Origin of the sequence: Psychrobacter sp. 2Y5 (assembly GCF_051847375.1) — a bacterium.
In the GTDB taxonomy this organism is placed as follows: Bacteria; Pseudomonadota; Gammaproteobacteria; order Pseudomonadales; family Moraxellaceae; genus Psychrobacter.
The window spans coordinates 33,576-51,568 of sequence record NZ_JBPYDA010000007.1 but is presented as its reverse complement, the minus strand read 5'-3'; the positions used below and the strand labels follow the sequence as shown (position 1 = coordinate 51,568).

15 protein-coding genes are annotated in these 17,993 nt (G+C 44.5%); 9 read left to right on the top strand and 6 right to left on the bottom strand.

The annotated features are described in order from the left end of the window. Positions 1–83: 83 nt before the first annotated feature. Complete coding sequence (locus ACS8E3_RS08605; protein WP_439243253.1) at positions 84–1,517, bottom strand: L-serine ammonia-lyase; 1,434 nt, start codon at positions 1,515–1,517, stop codon at positions 84–86. 566 nt (positions 1,518–2,083) lie between these two features. On the opposite strand from ACS8E3_RS08605, the gene ACS8E3_RS08600 reads away from it, so the two are divergent. Next, complete coding sequence (locus ACS8E3_RS08600; RefSeq protein WP_439243251.1) at positions 2,084–3,484, top strand: solute carrier family 23 protein; 1,401 nt, start codon at positions 2,084–2,086, stop codon at positions 3,482–3,484. A gap of 75 nt (positions 3,485–3,559) precedes the next feature. On the opposite strand, the gene ACS8E3_RS08595 is transcribed toward ACS8E3_RS08600, so the two are convergent. Then, positions 3,560–4,489 (bottom strand): DMT family transporter, encoded by a 930-nt coding sequence (locus ACS8E3_RS08595; RefSeq protein WP_439243249.1) that lies wholly within the window; start codon positions 4,487–4,489, stop codon positions 3,560–3,562. Between the two features lie 486 nt (positions 4,490–4,975). Between ACS8E3_RS08595 and ACS8E3_RS08590 the strand changes: the two genes are divergently transcribed. Beyond that, positions 4,976–5,911 carry a WG repeat-containing protein gene (locus ACS8E3_RS08590; RefSeq protein ID WP_439243247.1) on the top strand — a complete coding sequence of 312 codons (936 nt, stop codon included), beginning with the start codon at positions 4,976–4,978 and terminating at the stop codon, positions 5,909–5,911. A gap of 109 nt (positions 5,912–6,020) precedes the next feature. Here the strand turns inward: ACS8E3_RS08590 and ACS8E3_RS08585 are convergent, their stop codons facing one another. Further along, positions 6,021–6,911, bottom strand: coding sequence for an alpha/beta fold hydrolase (locus ACS8E3_RS08585; RefSeq protein WP_439243453.1), 891 nt, complete (start codon positions 6,909–6,911; stop codon positions 6,021–6,023). Positions 6,912–7,172: 261 nt separating this feature from the next. Continuing rightward, positions 7,173–7,337, bottom strand: a complete 165-nt coding sequence (locus ACS8E3_RS08580) for a rubredoxin (protein ID WP_439243245.1) — start codon at positions 7,335–7,337, stop codon at positions 7,173–7,175. A gap of 274 nt (positions 7,338–7,611) precedes the next feature. On the opposite strand from ACS8E3_RS08580, the gene ACS8E3_RS08575 reads away from it, so the two are divergent. Beyond that, positions 7,612–8,181 (top strand): adenine phosphoribosyltransferase, encoded by a 570-nt coding sequence (locus ACS8E3_RS08575; RefSeq protein ID WP_439243243.1) that lies wholly within the window; start codon positions 7,612–7,614, stop codon positions 8,179–8,181. 116 nt (positions 8,182–8,297) lie between these two features. On the opposite strand, the gene ACS8E3_RS08570 is transcribed toward ACS8E3_RS08575, so the two are convergent. Beyond that, entirely contained in the window at positions 8,298–9,236 is a 939-nt protein-coding gene (locus ACS8E3_RS08570; protein WP_439243241.1) for a transaldolase, read from the bottom strand. A 401-nt stretch (positions 9,237–9,637) separates the two neighbouring features. Between ACS8E3_RS08570 and pheA the strand changes: the two genes are divergently transcribed. The 6 genes from pheA to ACS8E3_RS08540 all read left to right on the top strand — a co-directional run bounded on the left by pheA (position 9,638) and on the right by ACS8E3_RS08540 (position 17,024). Continuing rightward, the gene (pheA, locus tag ACS8E3_RS08565; protein WP_439243239.1) at positions 9,638–10,813 is read left to right on the top strand and encodes a prephenate dehydratase; all 1,176 of its coding nucleotides are present in this window, start codon (positions 9,638–9,640) and stop codon (positions 10,811–10,813) included. A gap of 142 nt (positions 10,814–10,955) precedes the next feature. Further along, positions 10,956–12,083 carry a histidinol-phosphate transaminase gene (hisC, locus tag ACS8E3_RS08560; protein WP_439243238.1) on the top strand — a complete coding sequence of 376 codons (1,128 nt, stop codon included), beginning with the start codon at positions 10,956–10,958 and terminating at the stop codon, positions 12,081–12,083. 250 nt (positions 12,084–12,333) lie between these two features. Next, on the top strand, positions 12,334–14,691 hold the full coding sequence (locus ACS8E3_RS08555; protein WP_439243236.1) for a bifunctional prephenate dehydrogenase/3-phosphoshikimate 1-carboxyvinyltransferase: 2,358 nt from the start codon (positions 12,334–12,336) through the stop codon (positions 14,689–14,691). A gap of 259 nt (positions 14,692–14,950) precedes the next feature. Beyond that, positions 14,951–15,898, top strand: a complete 948-nt coding sequence (rarD, locus tag ACS8E3_RS08550) for an EamA family transporter RarD (protein ID WP_439243234.1) — start codon at positions 14,951–14,953, stop codon at positions 15,896–15,898. A 195-nt stretch (positions 15,899–16,093) separates the two neighbouring features. Beyond that, positions 16,094–16,501, top strand: coding sequence for a dihydroneopterin aldolase (folB, locus tag ACS8E3_RS08545; RefSeq protein WP_439243232.1), 408 nt, complete (start codon positions 16,094–16,096; stop codon positions 16,499–16,501). Further along, complete coding sequence (locus tag ACS8E3_RS08540; protein ID WP_439243230.1) at positions 16,491–17,024, top strand: 2-amino-4-hydroxy-6-hydroxymethyldihydropteridine diphosphokinase; 534 nt, start codon at positions 16,491–16,493, stop codon at positions 17,022–17,024. Before folB ends, ACS8E3_RS08540 begins: the two co-directional genes overlap by 11 nt. Before the next feature lie 39 nt (positions 17,025–17,063). On the opposite strand, the gene ACS8E3_RS08535 is transcribed toward ACS8E3_RS08540, so the two are convergent. Continuing rightward, entirely contained in the window at positions 17,064–17,798 is a 735-nt protein-coding gene (locus ACS8E3_RS08535; protein WP_439243228.1) for a glucose 1-dehydrogenase, read from the bottom strand. Between the last annotated feature and the right edge of the window lie 195 nt (positions 17,799–17,993).

Below are 17,993 nucleotides of genomic sequence, written 5' to 3'. Positions count from 1 at the left end.
TCTAAACTTGTTATTTTTATACTGAAAAGCCTCTAAATCATTAGAGGCTTTTTTTATGGTAACTGCTTTATGAGCGTATGGTTTTAGCACTGACTATACTTGACGCTGACCCCGTGGTTGGCCGTTGGGATTCGGTTATCTGCAATCACGGCAAGGCCTGCGCGCGAAGTCTCTTTGTAGCTCTCGAGCATATCAGCGCCGGTTTGTTTCATGGTTTCAACCACTTTATCAAAAGAGACAAAGTGCTGACCATCACCGCGGCAGGCAAGGCGAGCAGCATTCACCGCCTTCACCGCCCCCATAGCGTTGCGCTCAATACAAGGCACTTGCACTAAGCCACCAATAGGATCGCAAGTTAGTCCTAGGTTGTGTTCAATACCAATCTCAGCAGCATTGAGGCATTTTGCCGGATCGCCACCTAATATCTCTGCCAAAGCCGATGCCGCCATCGCACAAGCAGAGCCCACTTCGCCTTGGCAGCCGACTTCAGCGCCTGAGATAGAAGCGTTTTGTTTGATGAGACTACCGATAGCTGTGGCATTGAGTAAAAACTTTCGCGCCCCGTCCTGGCTGTAGTTAGCCAAAAAATCACGGTAGTAATGCATTACGGCTGGGATAATACCTGCCGCGCCATTAGTCGGAGCGGTCACCACATTACCACCATTGGCATTTTCTTCGTTGACTGCTAAAGCGTATAAATCGATCCAATCCATCGCTGCTAATTTATCTGTTTTGGCGATAGGGCGGTCTTTTTCAGCGCATAGCTGTAAGTATAGCGCTTGGGCACGGCGTTTGACATCGAGACCTCCAGGCAAAATACCGCTATTTTGACAGCCTCTTGCGACGCAGTCTTGCATCGAATCCCATATAGAATCTAAGTAAGCAAGTACCTCTTCTTTATCGCGATAATGACACTCATTAGCCAATACCAACTCGCTGATACTCAAGCCGTTCTTTTGGCAGCGCTCAAGTAGCTCGGAGGCGCTATTAAACGGGTAGGGTATCTCTTCTATTGTCGGTGTCGCATGATCGTCATCAGGGTTGGTAGCGTCCTCTTCATTGATCACAAAACCGCCCCCTACTGAATAGTAGGTTTGTCGATAGCTACTATCATCAGCTAAGCGCGCACTAAGAGTCATCGCGTTAGGATGATAAGGCAGGACCGTATCGCTATACCAGTGGATATGGCTTTCCACATCGAAAGCAATCTCATGCTCGCCTGCTATATTAAGGGTTTTATCTGAAAATATAGGTAGCAGGTATTGACTGGTAAGCCGGGTGTCAATGGTGCTAGGAGCATGACCGAGTAACCCGAGCAAGATAGCGGTATCGGTCGCATGCCCTTTGCCGGTCGCAGCTAAAGAGCCGAAGAGCTCGATTTCAACACTTCTTATTGTGCTCAGTTCAGTCTGTTCGCGCAGTGAAGATAAAAACAGGTTAGCCGCTACCATCGGGCCTACCGTATGTGAGCTTGAGGGACCAATACCGATTTTAAATAAATCAAAAACACTAATCATAATGAAATACTCAACAGATGAAATAAAAAACGCCTAACTTGTTCAGTAGATAGCGCTTAAATAAAGGGTTGTTTATTAGATATTTTGATTATCAGGAATAACCAACATTCGGACACGAGTAGGATAGTCAATTAAAGGTTTTTAGCGAATAGCCGACCGTTTCGTTAGTAGCTACTTAAGAATAGCTCAGTATAGAGAGCCGTCAAATCAGCTCTTTTTTTTGCTATAAAATTCCGTTATTATGCTGAGCACTAACCGTGCTGTAACATCCTGTAATAAAAATAAAAGATATTAAATGTAAGTACAAAAAATTTAGAAAAAATCTTTATTTACCTAGTAGAACATATATAGATTGATGTGACTAACGAAAAATAGCAAGGCTTAGACTTGCGATGGTTAACTAATTATTATTAATAACGTTCCTCAAGGCAAGCCATCAGATTGCTATAGAATCATAGTGCACGACTTAGCAAGAATCACGAGTCTTCATTACTGGTAAATAATGACAGCACACGCTTCTTTTATAGAAGCCATAATAATGCAGTTGGGTCAAATAGGAAACGCGCATGATACCCCCTTCAGAACAATCGTCTCAAACCTCATCGGAACACAATGCTTTGGAGGCCGCAGGTATTGAGACTAATGCTATGACGCTACCGCACAATCCAGACTTCAATAATGGTAAATGGTTTCCCACTTGGCGTCCATTTCAAGGTGACTTGGATCGCAATCCGGTTGGCATCAATGAGTATTTACCGCCATCAAAGAGTATCTTGCTCGGTATTCAGCATACTTTTGCGATGTTTGGCGCGACAGTGTTAGCCCCTCTATTAATGGGATTTGACGCCAATTTAGCTATTTTGATGTCAGGGATCTGTACTATCATGTTTTTTGTGATTACCGGTGGCCGGATGCCAAGCTATTTGGGCTCAAGCTTCGCTTTTATCGGCCCTGTGATAGCGGTTACTGCTTATGCAGGTACCGGTTTCAATAGCGGTTTAGATGTGGCTTTAGGCGGTATTATGGCCTGTGGTCTTATTTATGCGCTAGTAGGCTTACTGGTTATGAAGACCGGCACGGGCTGGATTGAAAGCTTGATGCCGCCTATTGTCACCGGCGCTATCGTGATGATTATCGGACTGAATTTAGCGCCCGTCACCATTCAAGGTGTCTCAACCAATCAGTTTGATGCTTGGATGGCGGCGCTCACGGTATTGCTCATTAGTGGCGTAGCGGTATTTACGCGAGGTATGCTGCGCCGCCTATTATTGCTAGTCGGCCTTATTTTGTCTTATGTGATCTATTACATCGTTACCAACGTGATGGGCTACGGGACACCTATTGATTTTACTAGTGTCTCTGCTGCCTCATGGTTTGGTCTGCCTAGTATTCATACGCCGCGCTTTGAGCTCAGCGCTATTGTCTTAATTGCACCTGTGGCTTTTATTTTAGTCGCCGAAAACTTAGGTCATTTTAAAGCGGTAGAGGGCATGACCAAGGCACGAGTCACCCCTTATATGGGCCGAGCTTTTTTTGCTGATGGCTTAGCGACGACCTTTTCAGCAGGCTTTGGCGGTACGGGAGTGACCACTTACGCTGAGAATATTGGGGTTATGGCAGTCACTAAAGTCTATAGCACGACCATCTTTGTTGTCGCCGGTGTCGTCGCGGTGCTATTAGGGTTATCACCGAAATTTGGCGCGATTATTCAGACCATTCCAGTGGCGCTATTGGGCGGTGCATCCATCGTCGTATTCGGTCTCATTGCTATCGCTGGGGCAAAAATCTGGATAGACAGTAAAGTTGATTTTAGTAAAAATAGCAATTTAATCATCGCTGCGGTTACAGTTATTATGGGCACGGGTAATTTTAGTCTGCATCTAGGCGGTTTTGATTTGGGCGGCATAGGTACTGCAACTTTAGCAGCCATCGTGCTCAATGCTTTATTTAATCGGCAAAAGGACTAATCTCTTATCTTTAAGGTTTTTTAGTTTTAAGAGTAAAAGGGTGGGGCTGATATCAGGCTTACCCTTTTTTTTGGATTAATATTTCTTGTTATAAAACCGCGCAAAAAATCGATAGCGGCGTAGAGCCCGAGGTTTGGGTTTTAGCGAGCCTAAATAGATAGCCAACATAGTCAGTAGAGCGCCGGTCCATTGCAAAGCATTAATAGGCTTATCTAGCCAAGTATAATCAATGAGCAAAGCGGCAACTGGCTCAGTCAACAACAATAGACCGGTCAAAGCCAGCGATAGTTTGGGAATAGAGTAGGCAATCAAGCCCCAAGCCAAGCACTGCATCACCGCACCATAGACCAGTATCCAGCCAACCTCTGATAAAGTGCTGGGCATAATATTACCCTTATCCAGTACTAGCATAGGTATTATCATCGCTAGCACCCCGCCAATACTGACCAGCTGCATTAGCACTAGTATAGGTGTCGGTTCTGTATCGTGGGTCTTACGAATAAATGTCATCGAGGCCGCTAGCATACCCCCTGAGACGATACCTGTGATAAAGCCCCAAGTGGCGGCAGAGTTTTGCGCAAACTCTGGACTGCCAATCATAGCAACTCCTAGCATCGCTAAGCATAGACTAATCAATTGCAAGATAGACTGGCGCTCATTGAAGTATAAAAATCCAATCGCCGCCAAAAAGAAAATTTGTAAGCTATTCAATAGCGTTGAGATGCCAGGGCCGACCGCATAGATACTCTCATGCCAAAGCGCCAAATCTAAGCCTAAAAACGCCCCTGATAATAACCCATAAAAAATAGCGCGTCTCGAGCTTGGCATGCGCTGCCCGGCTATTTTCGCTAAAACTGCAAAAACCACCCCTGAAATGGCCAACCGCCAAAATGACATGGCCCAGCCACCAATATCGACATGGGCGACAATGAGGCTACCTAAACCAAAAATAATACAACCTATCGCTAAGCCAATGGTGGCCATACGCGTAGAGTTATCGGTCATAAGGCTTCCCTCCGACTTATTTACCTGCTTATTTAGCTGACTAGTTTACAGATGGCTATGATATTGCACTTATAACAATACAAGATAAGAATATAAGCCTAAAAAAGAGCACAAGTGTATACCTTTTGGCCTAAAATCTAAATGGCATGACGATAATTTATTAGCTAGGGTTTGCTTGACGCTAGCAAGCAACAATTTTATAGCGGTCGTCCATTATAATAGTTGTAAGTTTTTACTAAGATGCGCTAGATGATGAACCGGGCGCTATATTCGCTATTTGTTGGCTTAGCAGTTTATAATAAACAGGCTTATAATGAGTTTTAAGGCTTAAAAGCAATCGAAAATAGTAATCCAACCTTTGTTAATAACTTACCGGTATATACATCGTCTATGTCACTACTTAGATCTACATCTAGAAAGCTATCTGCGCTGACAGCTCAACGCCTATCTACAGGACTATTAGTGTCGGCTAGCTTGGTGCTCGTTATGCCAACTGCGCAAGCTGCTAGCTGTAAGTTGCCTAAGAGCTATTACAAAAACGTCTCTTGCACCGCTGATAGTCGTTATTTCTTAGCAATTAAAGATTTTGGCGCACCAGTTGCCTTAATCAATAAGCAAGGTAAAAGGGTCGTTGATTTATCGCGCTATCAGCAAGTAGACGCCGATAAGCTGGCTGGCGGCTTGATCCCTGTCGAGCGCAGTAACAGAATTGGTTATCTGAATATGAAAGGGCGCGAAGTAGTGCCGCTGAGCTATGATAAGTTAGATGAATCTTCCGGCTGGGCACGAGCGGCAGCAGATGGACGTATTGTGGTAAAAAAAGACGGCAAATACGGAGTGATAGATACTGCTAACAATATCATAGTGCCGTTTTCTGCCTCTATTAGCGATATCGATAATTATAAAGGCGGCAAAGCGCGGGTGCGTAAAGGCCAAGCCATTAGCTGGCTCAATAAAAATGGTAATATTATCTCAGATCCCAGTCCTGTCAATTCTGCCAGTACTTCTGATGCTAGCCGTGATAGGCAACAAAATAATGCTAACGGCACAAACAATAGTACTGCGGCTGCTAACCGCTCCAACCCAGCGCCATTTACGACTTTGCAAGCGGATCAGCGCGATGGCAAATGGGGCTATGTAGATGAGCGTAATATTACTATGATTACCTATTCGTTTGATGCCGTGCGTCCTTTTTCTGAAGGCTTAGCAGGTGTACGTGTCGATGGTAAGTGGGGCTTCGTGAATTTAGGCGGGGAGCTAGTGATTCCTTTTCGCTTCGATGAAGAAGGCGTGGCGAGCAGCGGTAGCTATCGAGGGGCACCCTCTTTTGTCTTTAAACAAGGGAAAGCTTGGATCGGCAGTCTCCAAAATGGTAATAAGATGTGTATTGATCAAGAAGGAACCAATGTTGGCTGTGATTGATAAATAATTCCTAAAGTAAAAGTGGGCAATATTAAACAAATAAAGCGGCGCATAATCTCATTATGCGCCGCTTTATTTATTTAAAAATCTAGCAATTAGCAAGATCCCTTTACCCTAAAAGATGATTACGGATCAGATCGACCATATAGGGCTGATAATAAGCCGGAATATCGTGACCCATACCATCGATTAGATAAAACTTGGCATTAGGAATAGTCTTGGCCACTACCTTGCCTTGCGATGCTGGCAATAGCCCATCGGCGCTACCGTGCATAACGATAGTTGGTGCTTTCACCTTTTTACTAAAGCGCGCGATGGAGCCGGAAGCCAAAATAGCATTGAGTTGCTGTAGCGTACCTAGCGGATGAAAGCTACGCTGATAGCGCAACTCTGCAACTTCTCGTACCGCGCGAATATCAATATGCCCAGGCGTACCAACCGTCTTAATAAACCAAACACTATGACGCACAATATCGCGCTCAGAATGACTCTCAGGACGATTGATTAAGGTATATAACTGTCTAGGTTTCGGTGGTCGCAAAAAGGCGCGATTATTAGTGGTAAACATCAAGGCCATACGGTTGACTAAGCTTGGATAACGCGCGGCGACAATTTGGGCGATCATACCGCCCATCGAAGCGCCAATCAGATGAGTGCGACCAAGATGTAACACCTTAATCAAGCGCACGGTATCCTCGGCCATATCGGTAAGCTTATAAGCGACTTGCTCGCTTTTATTAGACAGACCGGTTTGCAAACGAAACATCATCTTCAGCTGATTAACGCGTGGTAACCCTTCAATCTGCACCTTAGAGGACAGCCCAATATCCCGATTGTCAAAACGAATCACAAAAAAACCTGCTTCAATGAGTCTTTTTATAAAGCTATTGGGCCAAAAGATCATTTGTGAGCCTAAACCCATTATCATTAGCAGCGGCGGGTTATCAGGATTGCCACCTGCTTCGACGCAAAGCTCGATACCATCACCGATATCGATCATCGCTTGATAAAGGTCTTTACTCAGATCTGAAGGTACCCAGTGATGCTCACCGAATTTTTGCCAGTCTGGAGTAGGGTATTGCGCTTGTTTTTTAGTCGCAACATTATTAGCCGCAGCAGTGTTCACAGGGTCGTGAATAGCGTTAGCATTATTTTCGTTAATGCTACTATTAACGCTGCTATCAGTACCAGGAGAGTTTGAGTTCGTCATAAAGTATCCTATTTAGAGGGTCCTAGTTACCTAGTTATCAAGGTGCTAGCTCTAAAACTCTGCCATCTCAAAATCAAGCTTGCCCACACCGCACTCAGGACAAGTCCAGTCATCAGGGACGTCTTCCCAGCGTGTACCAGGAGCGATACCTTCTTCAGGACAGCCAAGCTCTTCATCATAGATCCAGCCACAGACGATACATTCATAACGTTTCATACATAATCCTATCTATCATTGCTCATTAGGGTTTAAGACTATTAAAGCGCACGTAGTGTAGCATATATCGCCACTTAGCTCTTTTAAGTTTACACTTGTATATTGAGACAAGTATGCCTTTATTAAAGCCTTATCGCTATATTCAATAGTGAAGCAGTCGTCATTTTTAGCTTTCATCACTGTCAGAACGACAACTATGCTACTATAACGACCGATTATTATAACCTTTACCTTTTGGTTGTAATCGCTATATTTTTACCTGTTAAGGACTTTTATGAGCGCCACAAAAGCGACATCATCCGCTAAGACTGCTTCTGATGACTCTAATCTTGTCAATACTGAGCACCCGCTTTGGCAAATTATTCGTACTGTACCGGACTTTCCTAAGCCTGGCATAGATTTTTATGATATTACCCCTTTACTGCGCAGTCATATTAATGAAGTGATTGATGCATTGTTAGCGGCGCTGCCGGAGGGTCTAATGGACGAGGTGGACTGTTTAGGAGCAGTTGAGGCGCGCGGTTTTGTCTTTGCAAGTTTACTAGCAGGTAGATTGGGCAAGGGCATGATATTACTTCGTAAACCGGGTAAACTGCCACCACCGGTCGCTAATAAAGCTTATGCGCTAGAGTACGGCAAAGATACGCTTGAGATGCAAAGCAACCTGCCCCCTGAGCGCTTACTATTGGTTGATGATATCTTGGCCACTGGTGGTACTTTACGCACGGCCTATGAGCTGTGCAAATCCGCTGATCATAATGTAGTAGGGGCTTTAGTGTTATTGGACTTAGTCGACTTGCATGGCGAGTTTCCAGTGCCGGTTTATACGGTTTTAAAAGCTTAAGTCGACTTTCAAAGCAGGGGTTTAAACAAAAAAAGCGCTCTACTTTGAGCGCTTTTTGGGTTATCTGCTTTAACCGTTATTAAGGTAATACGGCGTTAGTAGCATAAGTATTTTGATTAACGCATAGCTGCCAGTGCTTGCGCCAGTTCCTCACGGGCGCTAATAAACCCATCAATGCCTTTTGGTAATAGATCTTGCGTCACTTTATCGTTCTGATAAGCGGCGCTGAACTCCTCATGGGTTAAACTGACTTTACTCATAGCGTCCTGATCCATCGACATAGTAGGGGAGAGTTGGCGGGTGACCTCGACATTCATATTGGCAAGCTCATCAATTAAGTTTGGCGCAATAGTTAATAAATCACAGCCTGCTAGAGCTAATATTTGCTCTGTTGAGCGGAAACTTGCACCCATAACCTGCGTTTGATAACCGTGCTGCTTATAATACTGGTAAATAAGCTTGACCGATTGCACGCCCATATCATCGGCGGCGGGTACGTTTTGGCGATTTTGTTGGCGCTTTTGCCAGTCTAAGATACGACCAACGAATGGCGATATCAGCGTGACGCCAGCATCGGCACAAGCAATCGCTTGATGCTGCCCAAATAGCAAGGTGAGATTGCAGTGAATATTTTGAGTCTCAAGGTAGCGAGCCGCTTCAATCCCTTGCCAAGTCGCTGCCATTTTGATCAGCACTCGGTCTGAGTCAACTCCAGCCTTTTTATAGGCTTCTATATATTCCAAAGCCTTATCGATAGTGGCCTGAGTATCGTAAGATAAGCGCGCATCCACCTCAGTCGATACCCGGCCTTCAATGAGCTCTAAAATACTACAGCCAATTTGGATCGTTAAGGCATCGATAACGGCATCGACATCACCTTGCTGACGGTTCATCGTTTCTGCTAACATCGATTGATTGTCAGGATGAATCAGCGCTTTGGTAATCAAGCTTGGGTTGGTCGTCGCATCGATAGGCTTGAGGCGTTCAATAGCGGCTAAATCGCCAGTATCAGCGACAATAGTAGTCATAGTGCGAAGCTGTTGTAATGCGCTCATTAAATATCCTTGTCATTTTAATAAGGGTGAAACCTTTGATTTATTTGTAAGCTGTCTTTAAGACTCTAACACAGATTTGCTTATCAGGTTACTGCTAGTCATAGCGATTTGAGCATTTCTTATAATAAAGCTCATGCCACTAAAAGATATATCCTCATTTACTTTATTTCAGCTATTGACAGCCATTTATGCATGGGCACTGTAAGCAGTTTTTGCTATAGTAGGGACGGTCCGTTGTTTGCCTACCTTATTTACTGACTCTTTTATGGGTAAAGAGAATAAATAGAGCTGGCAGGCATCAATAATAGCAAGCCGCCAATAATAAAAAGTAAATGACTAGATTTAGATACTAGTCTTCTTCAATATAGCAAACGTTAACCGTTTCAAAAAGGATAAAGGATATGAGTAAGCAGCCGGCAGAACAAAAAACAGATCATTCGACGCTAGCAAATACTGATGTCAGCAACGCTTCAACCGATCAACAGCTTTTGAATCAGCTGCGTCAGGACATAGATGCAGTCGATAATGAGATTCATATGCTGATCAATAGTCGGGCAAACTTAGCCCAAAAAGTGGCGGTAGTAAAAAAAGAGCACCTAGCGGCGCAAAAGTCCGATAGCAATCCTATCTTTTATCGTCCTGAGCGCGAAGCGCAAGTGCTAAAAGCGGTGATGGCGCGTAATGAAGGGCCGATCTCTGATGAAAAAATGGCACGCCTATTCCGCGAAATTATGTCGGTTTGCTTAGATTTAGAAGCGCCGCAGCGTATTGCATTTTTGGGGCCGCTTGGTACTTTCACTCATGCTGCTGCGCTAAAGCACTTTGGCAAAGCCGCTGATACTGTACCCCTTACCACGATTACGGATGTTTTTCGCGAAGTCGAAGCGGGCACGGCGATGTATGGCGTGGTGCCTGTTGAAAACTCTTCTGAAGGTGTCGTGAACCATACTTTGGATGGTTTTTTATCCTCATCGCTTAAGATTATTGGCGAGGTTGAGCTGCCTATTCATCAAAACTTCTTAGTCGCTGAACATACCAAGATCGATGGTATAAGCCGAATCTATTCACATCAGCAGTCGCTCGCACAGTGCCGTCATTGGCTCGATGTCAATTATCCTAACGTCGAGCGTGTGGCGGTCTCAAGTAATGGTGAAGCCGCGCGTAGGCTCAAGAACGAATGGCATTCAGCCGCTATCGCAGGCGATGTGGCCGTTGCTGAATATGATCTGCATAAGCTGTATTCAAACATCGAAGACAATCCAAGCAACACTACTCGCTTCTTAGTCATCGGTCACGAAGCTATCGCGCCATCCGGTCAAGACAAAACCTCTATTGTCGTCTCGGCCCACGACAAAGCCGGTGCTTTGATCGAAATTTTGAAGCCGATGTCCTATCATGGCGTCTCTATGACCAGCATTGAGACTCGTCCTGAGCGCCCGAACAAGTGGGCTTACGTATTCTTTATCGATATGGAAGGCCATATTGATAGTCCGAATGTCAGCGCCGCTATCGCTGATATACGTCCATTGGTCAAAGATGTGCGCATTTTAGGCTCTTATCCCAAAGCGGTGCTCTAAGATATAGAGTGTGGTAGTTATTATTGAAATATTTGCTTGAGTCGGCGTAGGCGGCAGCTTTAGCCCAGTACTTTTGACGAAACGACTAAAAGTTTGACGAAACAGCTAAGCAGTAGTCAAGCCATTAAAAAAGGACAAAACCATGCCATCATCCGATACCTTGCAAGCTAAAACTCTGCATCCACTAATGCCAGCCTACGATAGTATAATGGATCTTGCACCCTATCAAACGGGCAAGCCAGTTGAAGAGCTGACGCGTGAATATGGCGTCTCAGATGTAGTCAAGCTGGCAAGTAATGAGAACCCTAAAGGCTGCTCGCCGCAAGTCACTTTGGCCATAACGCAGCAGTTAGGCCAATTGGCGCGCTATCCTGATGGTAATGGTTATTATCTCAAACAGGCGCTATCTGACTTCACCAATATGAGCATCGATAGCATTACTTTGGGTAATGGCTCTAATGATTTGCTCGATATCTTAGCTCGGAGCTTCGTCGGTCAGGATGATGCTATTGTCTATAGCCAATACGGGTTTGTGGTGTATTCGATGCTTGCGAAGATGCAAGGCGCGACCGGAATTGAGGTGCCAGCACAGCGTTTTGGTCATGATCTAAAAGCCATGCGCCAAGCGGTCATAGATAATGCCAATACCAAGATGGTGTTTATTGCTAATCCCAATAATCCAACGGGTACTTTATTAGATAGCGATGAGCTACGCGAGTTTGTCGCAAGTATGCCAGCCTCGGTATTAGTGGTATTGGACGAAGCTTATATTGAATACAGTCCTGAGAGCAATAATAGGACACTGTTAGACGAGTTTAATAATGTAGTGATAGTGCGCACTTTCTCCAAAGCTTATGGCTTAGCTGGATTACGTGTAGGCTATGCACTAAGCTCGCCACTAGTGGCTGACCTGCTTAATCGTATTCGCCAACCTTTTAATGTTAGCCGTATCGCCCTAGCAGCAGCAGCAGCGGCACTGGCGGATCAAAGCTTTATCAGCGAAGTGCGCAAAACCAACGCCGGACAAATGCGCTGGTTAGAAAAGCAATTCGATGCGCTAGGGCTTGAGTTTATCAAATCACATGCTAATTTTATTATGGTGAAAATAGAAGAGGCGGCTGACATTAACCAAGCGTTATTAGAGCAAGGGGTGATTGTACGTCCCTTAAAGGGCTATGGCTTAGAGGACTGGTTACGAATCACGGTAGGCTTAGCAGAAGACAATACGCGCTTGATTGATACTTTAAAATCTATCTTAAATGAAGATTGAAGCCTTTTAATAGTATAGTAGACTAAATTTAAAAGTGTTATAGCGCTACTGGAATGGGTTTTGTGCAGCCTCTAAGGATGCAGCACGCTAGGAAAATTTATACCAGTAGCGCATTCGAATTTATGACAGTTTTATTCTCAACTGATTAGAACTTTATCTGGGCTGTGATGAATGCTCAATGCGCCCTAGCCAAGATACCAGATCAACAAGATACCAGATCAATTTGTAATATACCTATAATAAGACATCCATGAGCTATCTAAAATCCACAAATCATCTAAGCGCAGAACCATTATTTGAGCAAGTCTGCATCATAGGTCTAGGGCTAATCGGGGCCAGTCTTGCGCAAGCTATCAAAGATAATAGCCTAAGCAAACGTCTAGTCGCTGTCGATAAGCATCAGCCAAGCATCAGCGCTGCTCTTGAGCAGGGTCTGCTAGATGCTGGCGGTAACTCGCTAGCCCAAGTCGTGAGTGGCTCTGATTTGATCGTTATCGCCATCCCCGTGCAAGCGGTATCAGCGGCATTCACTGAAATTAAGGCTGCAATGCAGAGTGGTATACTTGCCCATGACTGCGTGATCAGCGATGTCTGTAGCACCAAAGCCAATATCATCGCCGCCGCTAAAGATGTATTTGATACTTCGCTAGAGGGTTTGCCTACTGGACTGGTGCCCGCGCATCCGATTGCCGGTGCTGAAGATTCAGGCTACCATGCGCGTCGCAGCGATTTATTTATTAACCATAGCGTGATTATTTGTCCACTAGCGAGCACTGATGAGGTAGCTATTATCAAGCTGCGCCAGTTATGGGAGTCGGTAGGGGCGAGTGTGATGTCGATGGAGGCTCAGCATCATGATTCGGTACTGGCGCATACCAGTCATTTACCGCATTTATTAGCCTACAATTTAGTCGATCAGCTGGCCAGTCATGATGATAATTTAAATATGTTTCGCTATGCTGCTGGCGGCTTTCGAGACTTTACTCGTATCGCGGCGAGCGACCCTAAGATGTGGCATGATATCTTCTTTGCCAATCAAGATGCGATAATCGATGCGCTCGATGAATACAGCGATTATTTAAAGAACATACGTCAGCTTATTATTGATAAAGATTCAACCGCCCTGATGGGCCTTTTGGGCCGAGCGCAAGCCGCACGGCGACATTTTGGTCATATGCTAACCAGCACCCCTTATACGGATACCTCTGCTATGTCAGCTTCATATATTATTTCTCCCAATACCAGTAATGCCGTCAATGGTACGATCACCATTCCAGGTGACAAGTCGATATCGCACCGCAGTATCATGTTCGGTAGTATCGCCGAGGGCGTTACGCGCGTGACTGGGTTTTTGGAAGGAGAAGATGCGTTAGCGACGCTACAAGCATTCAGAGATATGGGTGTGACCATCGAAGGGCCGGATAACGGCGAGCTGACCATTCATGGTGTCGGTATGCAAGGTTTAAAACCTAGCAAAACGCCTATCTATATGGGCAACTCCGGCACCAGTATGCGCCTGCTAGCTGGCATCTTAGCGGCGCAAGATTTCGATAGCGTGCTGACTGGTGATACTAGCCTCAATAAACGCCCGATGGAGCGTATTGCCGCGCCACTGCGACAGATGGGTGCGGTCATCCAAAGCACAGGCACTAGTGGTACTTCGCCGCTGAGTATTACTGGCCGCGAGAAAGCTGGTAAGCCACTACAAGGTATTGACTATCAGATGCCAGTGGCTTCTGCGCAAATTAAGTCTTGCTTGCTATTAGCCGGTCTGTGGAGCGAGGGTACCACGACGGTGACGCAGCCGGAAGTCAGCCGCGATCATACTGAGCGGATGTTATCGGCTTTTGGTTATGACGTGAGCGTCGATGGCAATCGTATCAGCGTAGAAGGCGGCGGTAAATTAATCGCTGGCGATATAGCGGTACCAGCTGATATCTCCTCAGCGGCTTTTTTTATGGTCGCGGCGGCTATCAGTCAAGGTAGCGAGCTGACTTTGAGTCAAGTGGGTATCAACCCAACGCGTACCGGTATTATCGATATCCTCAAGCTGATGAATGCAGATATTAGTCTAAGCAATGAGACTCATGTTGGCGGTGAGCCTGTCGCTGATATTACCATTCGTAGCTCAAACCTACAAGGCATTGAGATACCTGAGTACTTAGTGCCATTGGCGATTGATGAATTCCCAGTGTTATTCGTCGCTGCCAGTTGCGCGCAAGGTCGTACGGTGTTGACAGGAGCCAAAGAGTTAAGAGTGAAAGAATCTGATCGTATTGCGGTCATGGCCGATGGCTTGCAAACCTTAGGGATTGACTGCAGGGTAACCGAAGATGGACTAATTATTGAAGGCAGGGGCACACAAGGTCAAGACGATGAGGTCGATAATAGCCAAGCGGTCTTTGGTGGCGGTCATATTACCTCACATCACGATCATCGTATCGCGATGAGCTTTGCCGTTGCTAGCCTGCGTGCCTCCAAGCAGATCATTATCGAAGGCGTGGAAACGGTCAATACGAGCTTCCCAGGCTTTGCAGAGCTTGCCAATCAAATTGGTATGTCTATTGAGGTGGATAAAGGCGTAGATACTGATACCAGTAGCGACTAAGCCTTTTTATAGCGGATAAGTTAAAAACGAATTAAAAAAGCTTAATTTATAAATCATTAGCGATTAATAAGCAGCAATGGGTTGATGCCCTTATGGCATTGACGCATTGCTTTTCTATTTAAATGATAAAACCTAAGTACTAAAACTCTGTATCTCACAAAGCGCATATTCCTCCCTTTTATTTCCCTGTTAGTTAGTAGTAGCAGGAGATATATAAGATGATAAGGATGCGCTTTGCTCAAATAAGTTGTCTTGTGTTATGACTACCCAAAATGTGCTAAAAAAACCAGTCGCTGCTGTGCAAACCACAAGACGTGGTATTATCACAGCGCTGGTCGCCTTCTCGATCTGGGGCGCTTTCCCCTTATATTTTAAGCAATTAAGCGAATACAATGCGACCGAAATCATCGGGCATCGTATTATCTGGACGTTTTTATGCTTATTAGTAGTTTTAGTCGCTACTAAGCGTTGGCAATGGATTAATACACTTAAACAAAACCCCAGATGGGTGGCACTAACCTTTTTATCCGGTTTGATTATCGCGACTAATTGGCTGACGTACGTTTGGGCGGTGAATCACGATCAGATACTAGAAGCCAGTTTAGGTTACTTTATCGGGCCGCTAGTCGGTGTGGCGCTATCGATGATTCTCTTTAAAGAGCGCATGCGGCCGCTGCAATGGGTAGCGATTGGTTTTGCGCTACTGTCGGTGGTAATACAAGTGGTGATGCTTGGCAGTCTTCCTTGGATATCGTTAATATTGGCCTTTAGCTTTAGTACTTATGGCACTATTCAGCGGCAAACACCGCTAACGGCTGTCGATGCAATGTTTGTCGAGACTGCGATGCTCGTACCGATATGCGTATGGTGGTTTTGGCAGGCAGATGTCGTCAGTAGTCAGATTAGCTTTTGGTTTACCTCAAATATTTGGCTATTGATGTTGGCAGGACCAATAACCTTGATACCGCTTTTATTGTTTAATAAATCCACTAAGCTAGTCGCCTATAGTATTCTAAGCTTTATGAATTACTTAACACCGACCTTTATCTTCTTCTTAGCGGTGTTTTACTATAAAGAGCCTTTTGATCTGCATCGCTTAGCAGTGTTTGGCTTGATATGGTTAGGCCTATTATTATTCAGTATCGATTTGTGGCGACATCGCCCGAGTAAAATGCTAAAAATGGCAGTGACAAATGAGACCGCTTGATGAAATTTTTTGCTAAGCAGCAGTCTATCAAATATCAGTCTATGTTAAATTAGGGAAAATATGCTTAGTATCATGGAGGCTGTGACTTCAGCCCGGCAAATCCCTATGTAAATTTGTCATATTAAATCTTAAACAGCACTTTTTAAATATAGTTAAGTTTGAGGTATATAAGAAATCGTAATTAAGGATAACAGTATGCTCAATAGCGAAGCAGATGTCGTATTTGTCAAAGGCTTAACCGTTGAGGCGGTTATTGGCGTCTTTGACTGGGAGCGCGCAATCACTCAGCCTATTTTAATCGATATCACCTTAGAAACGGATATCAGCAAAGCAGCTCTATCAGATGATGTTAAAGATGCCTTAAGCTACAAAGAAGTCTGTGATGATGTCAGCATTTGGTGCAAGGAAATTAAAGCAAAACTGCTTGAGCATCTAGCCGCGCAAATTGCCGAGAAGCTATTAGCGAAGTATTACTGCCAAAAAGTAACTTTAAGCGTAGCTAAGCCGACAGCTATTAAAGAAGCAAACGCGGTTGGGGTACAAATTACGCGCTTGGCAAAAACTGAAGCTAAACACACAGACAATCTGACTAATGAGCAATAAAGATTTGGCGGATTTGCAGCTAGGAAGCTTGTTAAGGCTTAGTTTTACTGAGCTGCAATCGCTGTCAGTGAGTGCAGCGTTATTGGCGTTGGGTAGTAACTATCAGGCGGACTATTACTTATCGCATGTCCAAAAAAGTCTAGCTGAGCTTGGTGAGATTGAGTTATCTAACGCCGTTAAAAATCCTGATATTACCGCGACTTTACAGCAGCCGAAAGCTGATTATGTCAATCAAAGTGTCTATTTAGATTTGACACAAAGTATGACATTAGATCAGCTACAGACGTTTTGTAAAAATTTAGAGGACGAATGTGGCAGAGAGCGTGCGCAGAAGTCAATAATCTCAGGTAATCAAGGAGCGGTTACCAAGGTGAGTATGGATATCGATATTTTATTAGTAAAGACAGATTATAAACAAAATAGCCTAAGCATAAATGAAAATAAATGGATTGTTATAGCAGAGCGCTTTCCTTTTGCAGACCATGAGATGACTACTATAAATGAGCTACAAAAAAAGAGCTAGAGTAATAATCTAGCTCTTTTCAAAAAAAATTTTAATGAACTACTGCGCGGTCAAGCCGCCATCAACAACAAACTCAGAACCGGTAGAGTAGCTTGAGTCATCTGAGGCCAAAAACAGTACCATACCGCTGACTTCTTCAGCCTCTGCCACCCGTTTCATCGGAATCGTTTTGGCAAAAGCCTCTACTGCATCTTTAGTGTCGCCTTGGGTAATCATAGGGGTGGCAATAACGCCAGGATGGATGGAATTGACACGAATACCATGCGGCGCACATTCGAGAGCCGCGGCTTTGGTCATACCGCGTACCGCAAACTTAGAGTCGGTATAGCCAATAGCGCCGCCCACTAAGCCGTTAATCGATGAGATATTGATAATCGAACCTTGCTTGGCTGCTGTCATAGTAGGAATAACCGCTTTCATCCCTAAAAATACTGACACTTGATTGATTTCAAGTATCTTGCGGTAGTCCTCTATTGAAGTGTCCAGAATTGACTTGTGGGTGGTGATACCAGCGTTGTTAACTAAAACATCAATTTGCCCAAACTTATCTTTAGTTTGTTGAACAAGGTGTGCCCAGTCTTCTTCTTTTGTGACATCCTGTTTGACGAATAAAGCGTTATCGCCAAGCTCTTTTGCCAAAGCTTCGCCTTTTTCACTACTGATATCAGTCAAAACCACCTTCGCGCCCTCATTAATACAAAGCCTGGCATGCGTCTCACCCATGCCTTGAGCTGCTCCAGTGATGATGATCACTTTATCTTGTAAGCGTGCCATAATGCCTCCTAATCGTTATAGTTATAATTAATATTGTTTTCAGTAAAAGAGTAAAGCTTGTGATTGACCAACTACTATAGGCTATTATGGGCTAGCTTTCAGTAATGAAGCTTAAAGACTTGTAGTTTAGGAGTACAAAACTATGCATTGCCCGTACTGATAAGCTAATATTATGCGAGTTTATTAAGTTTTTGA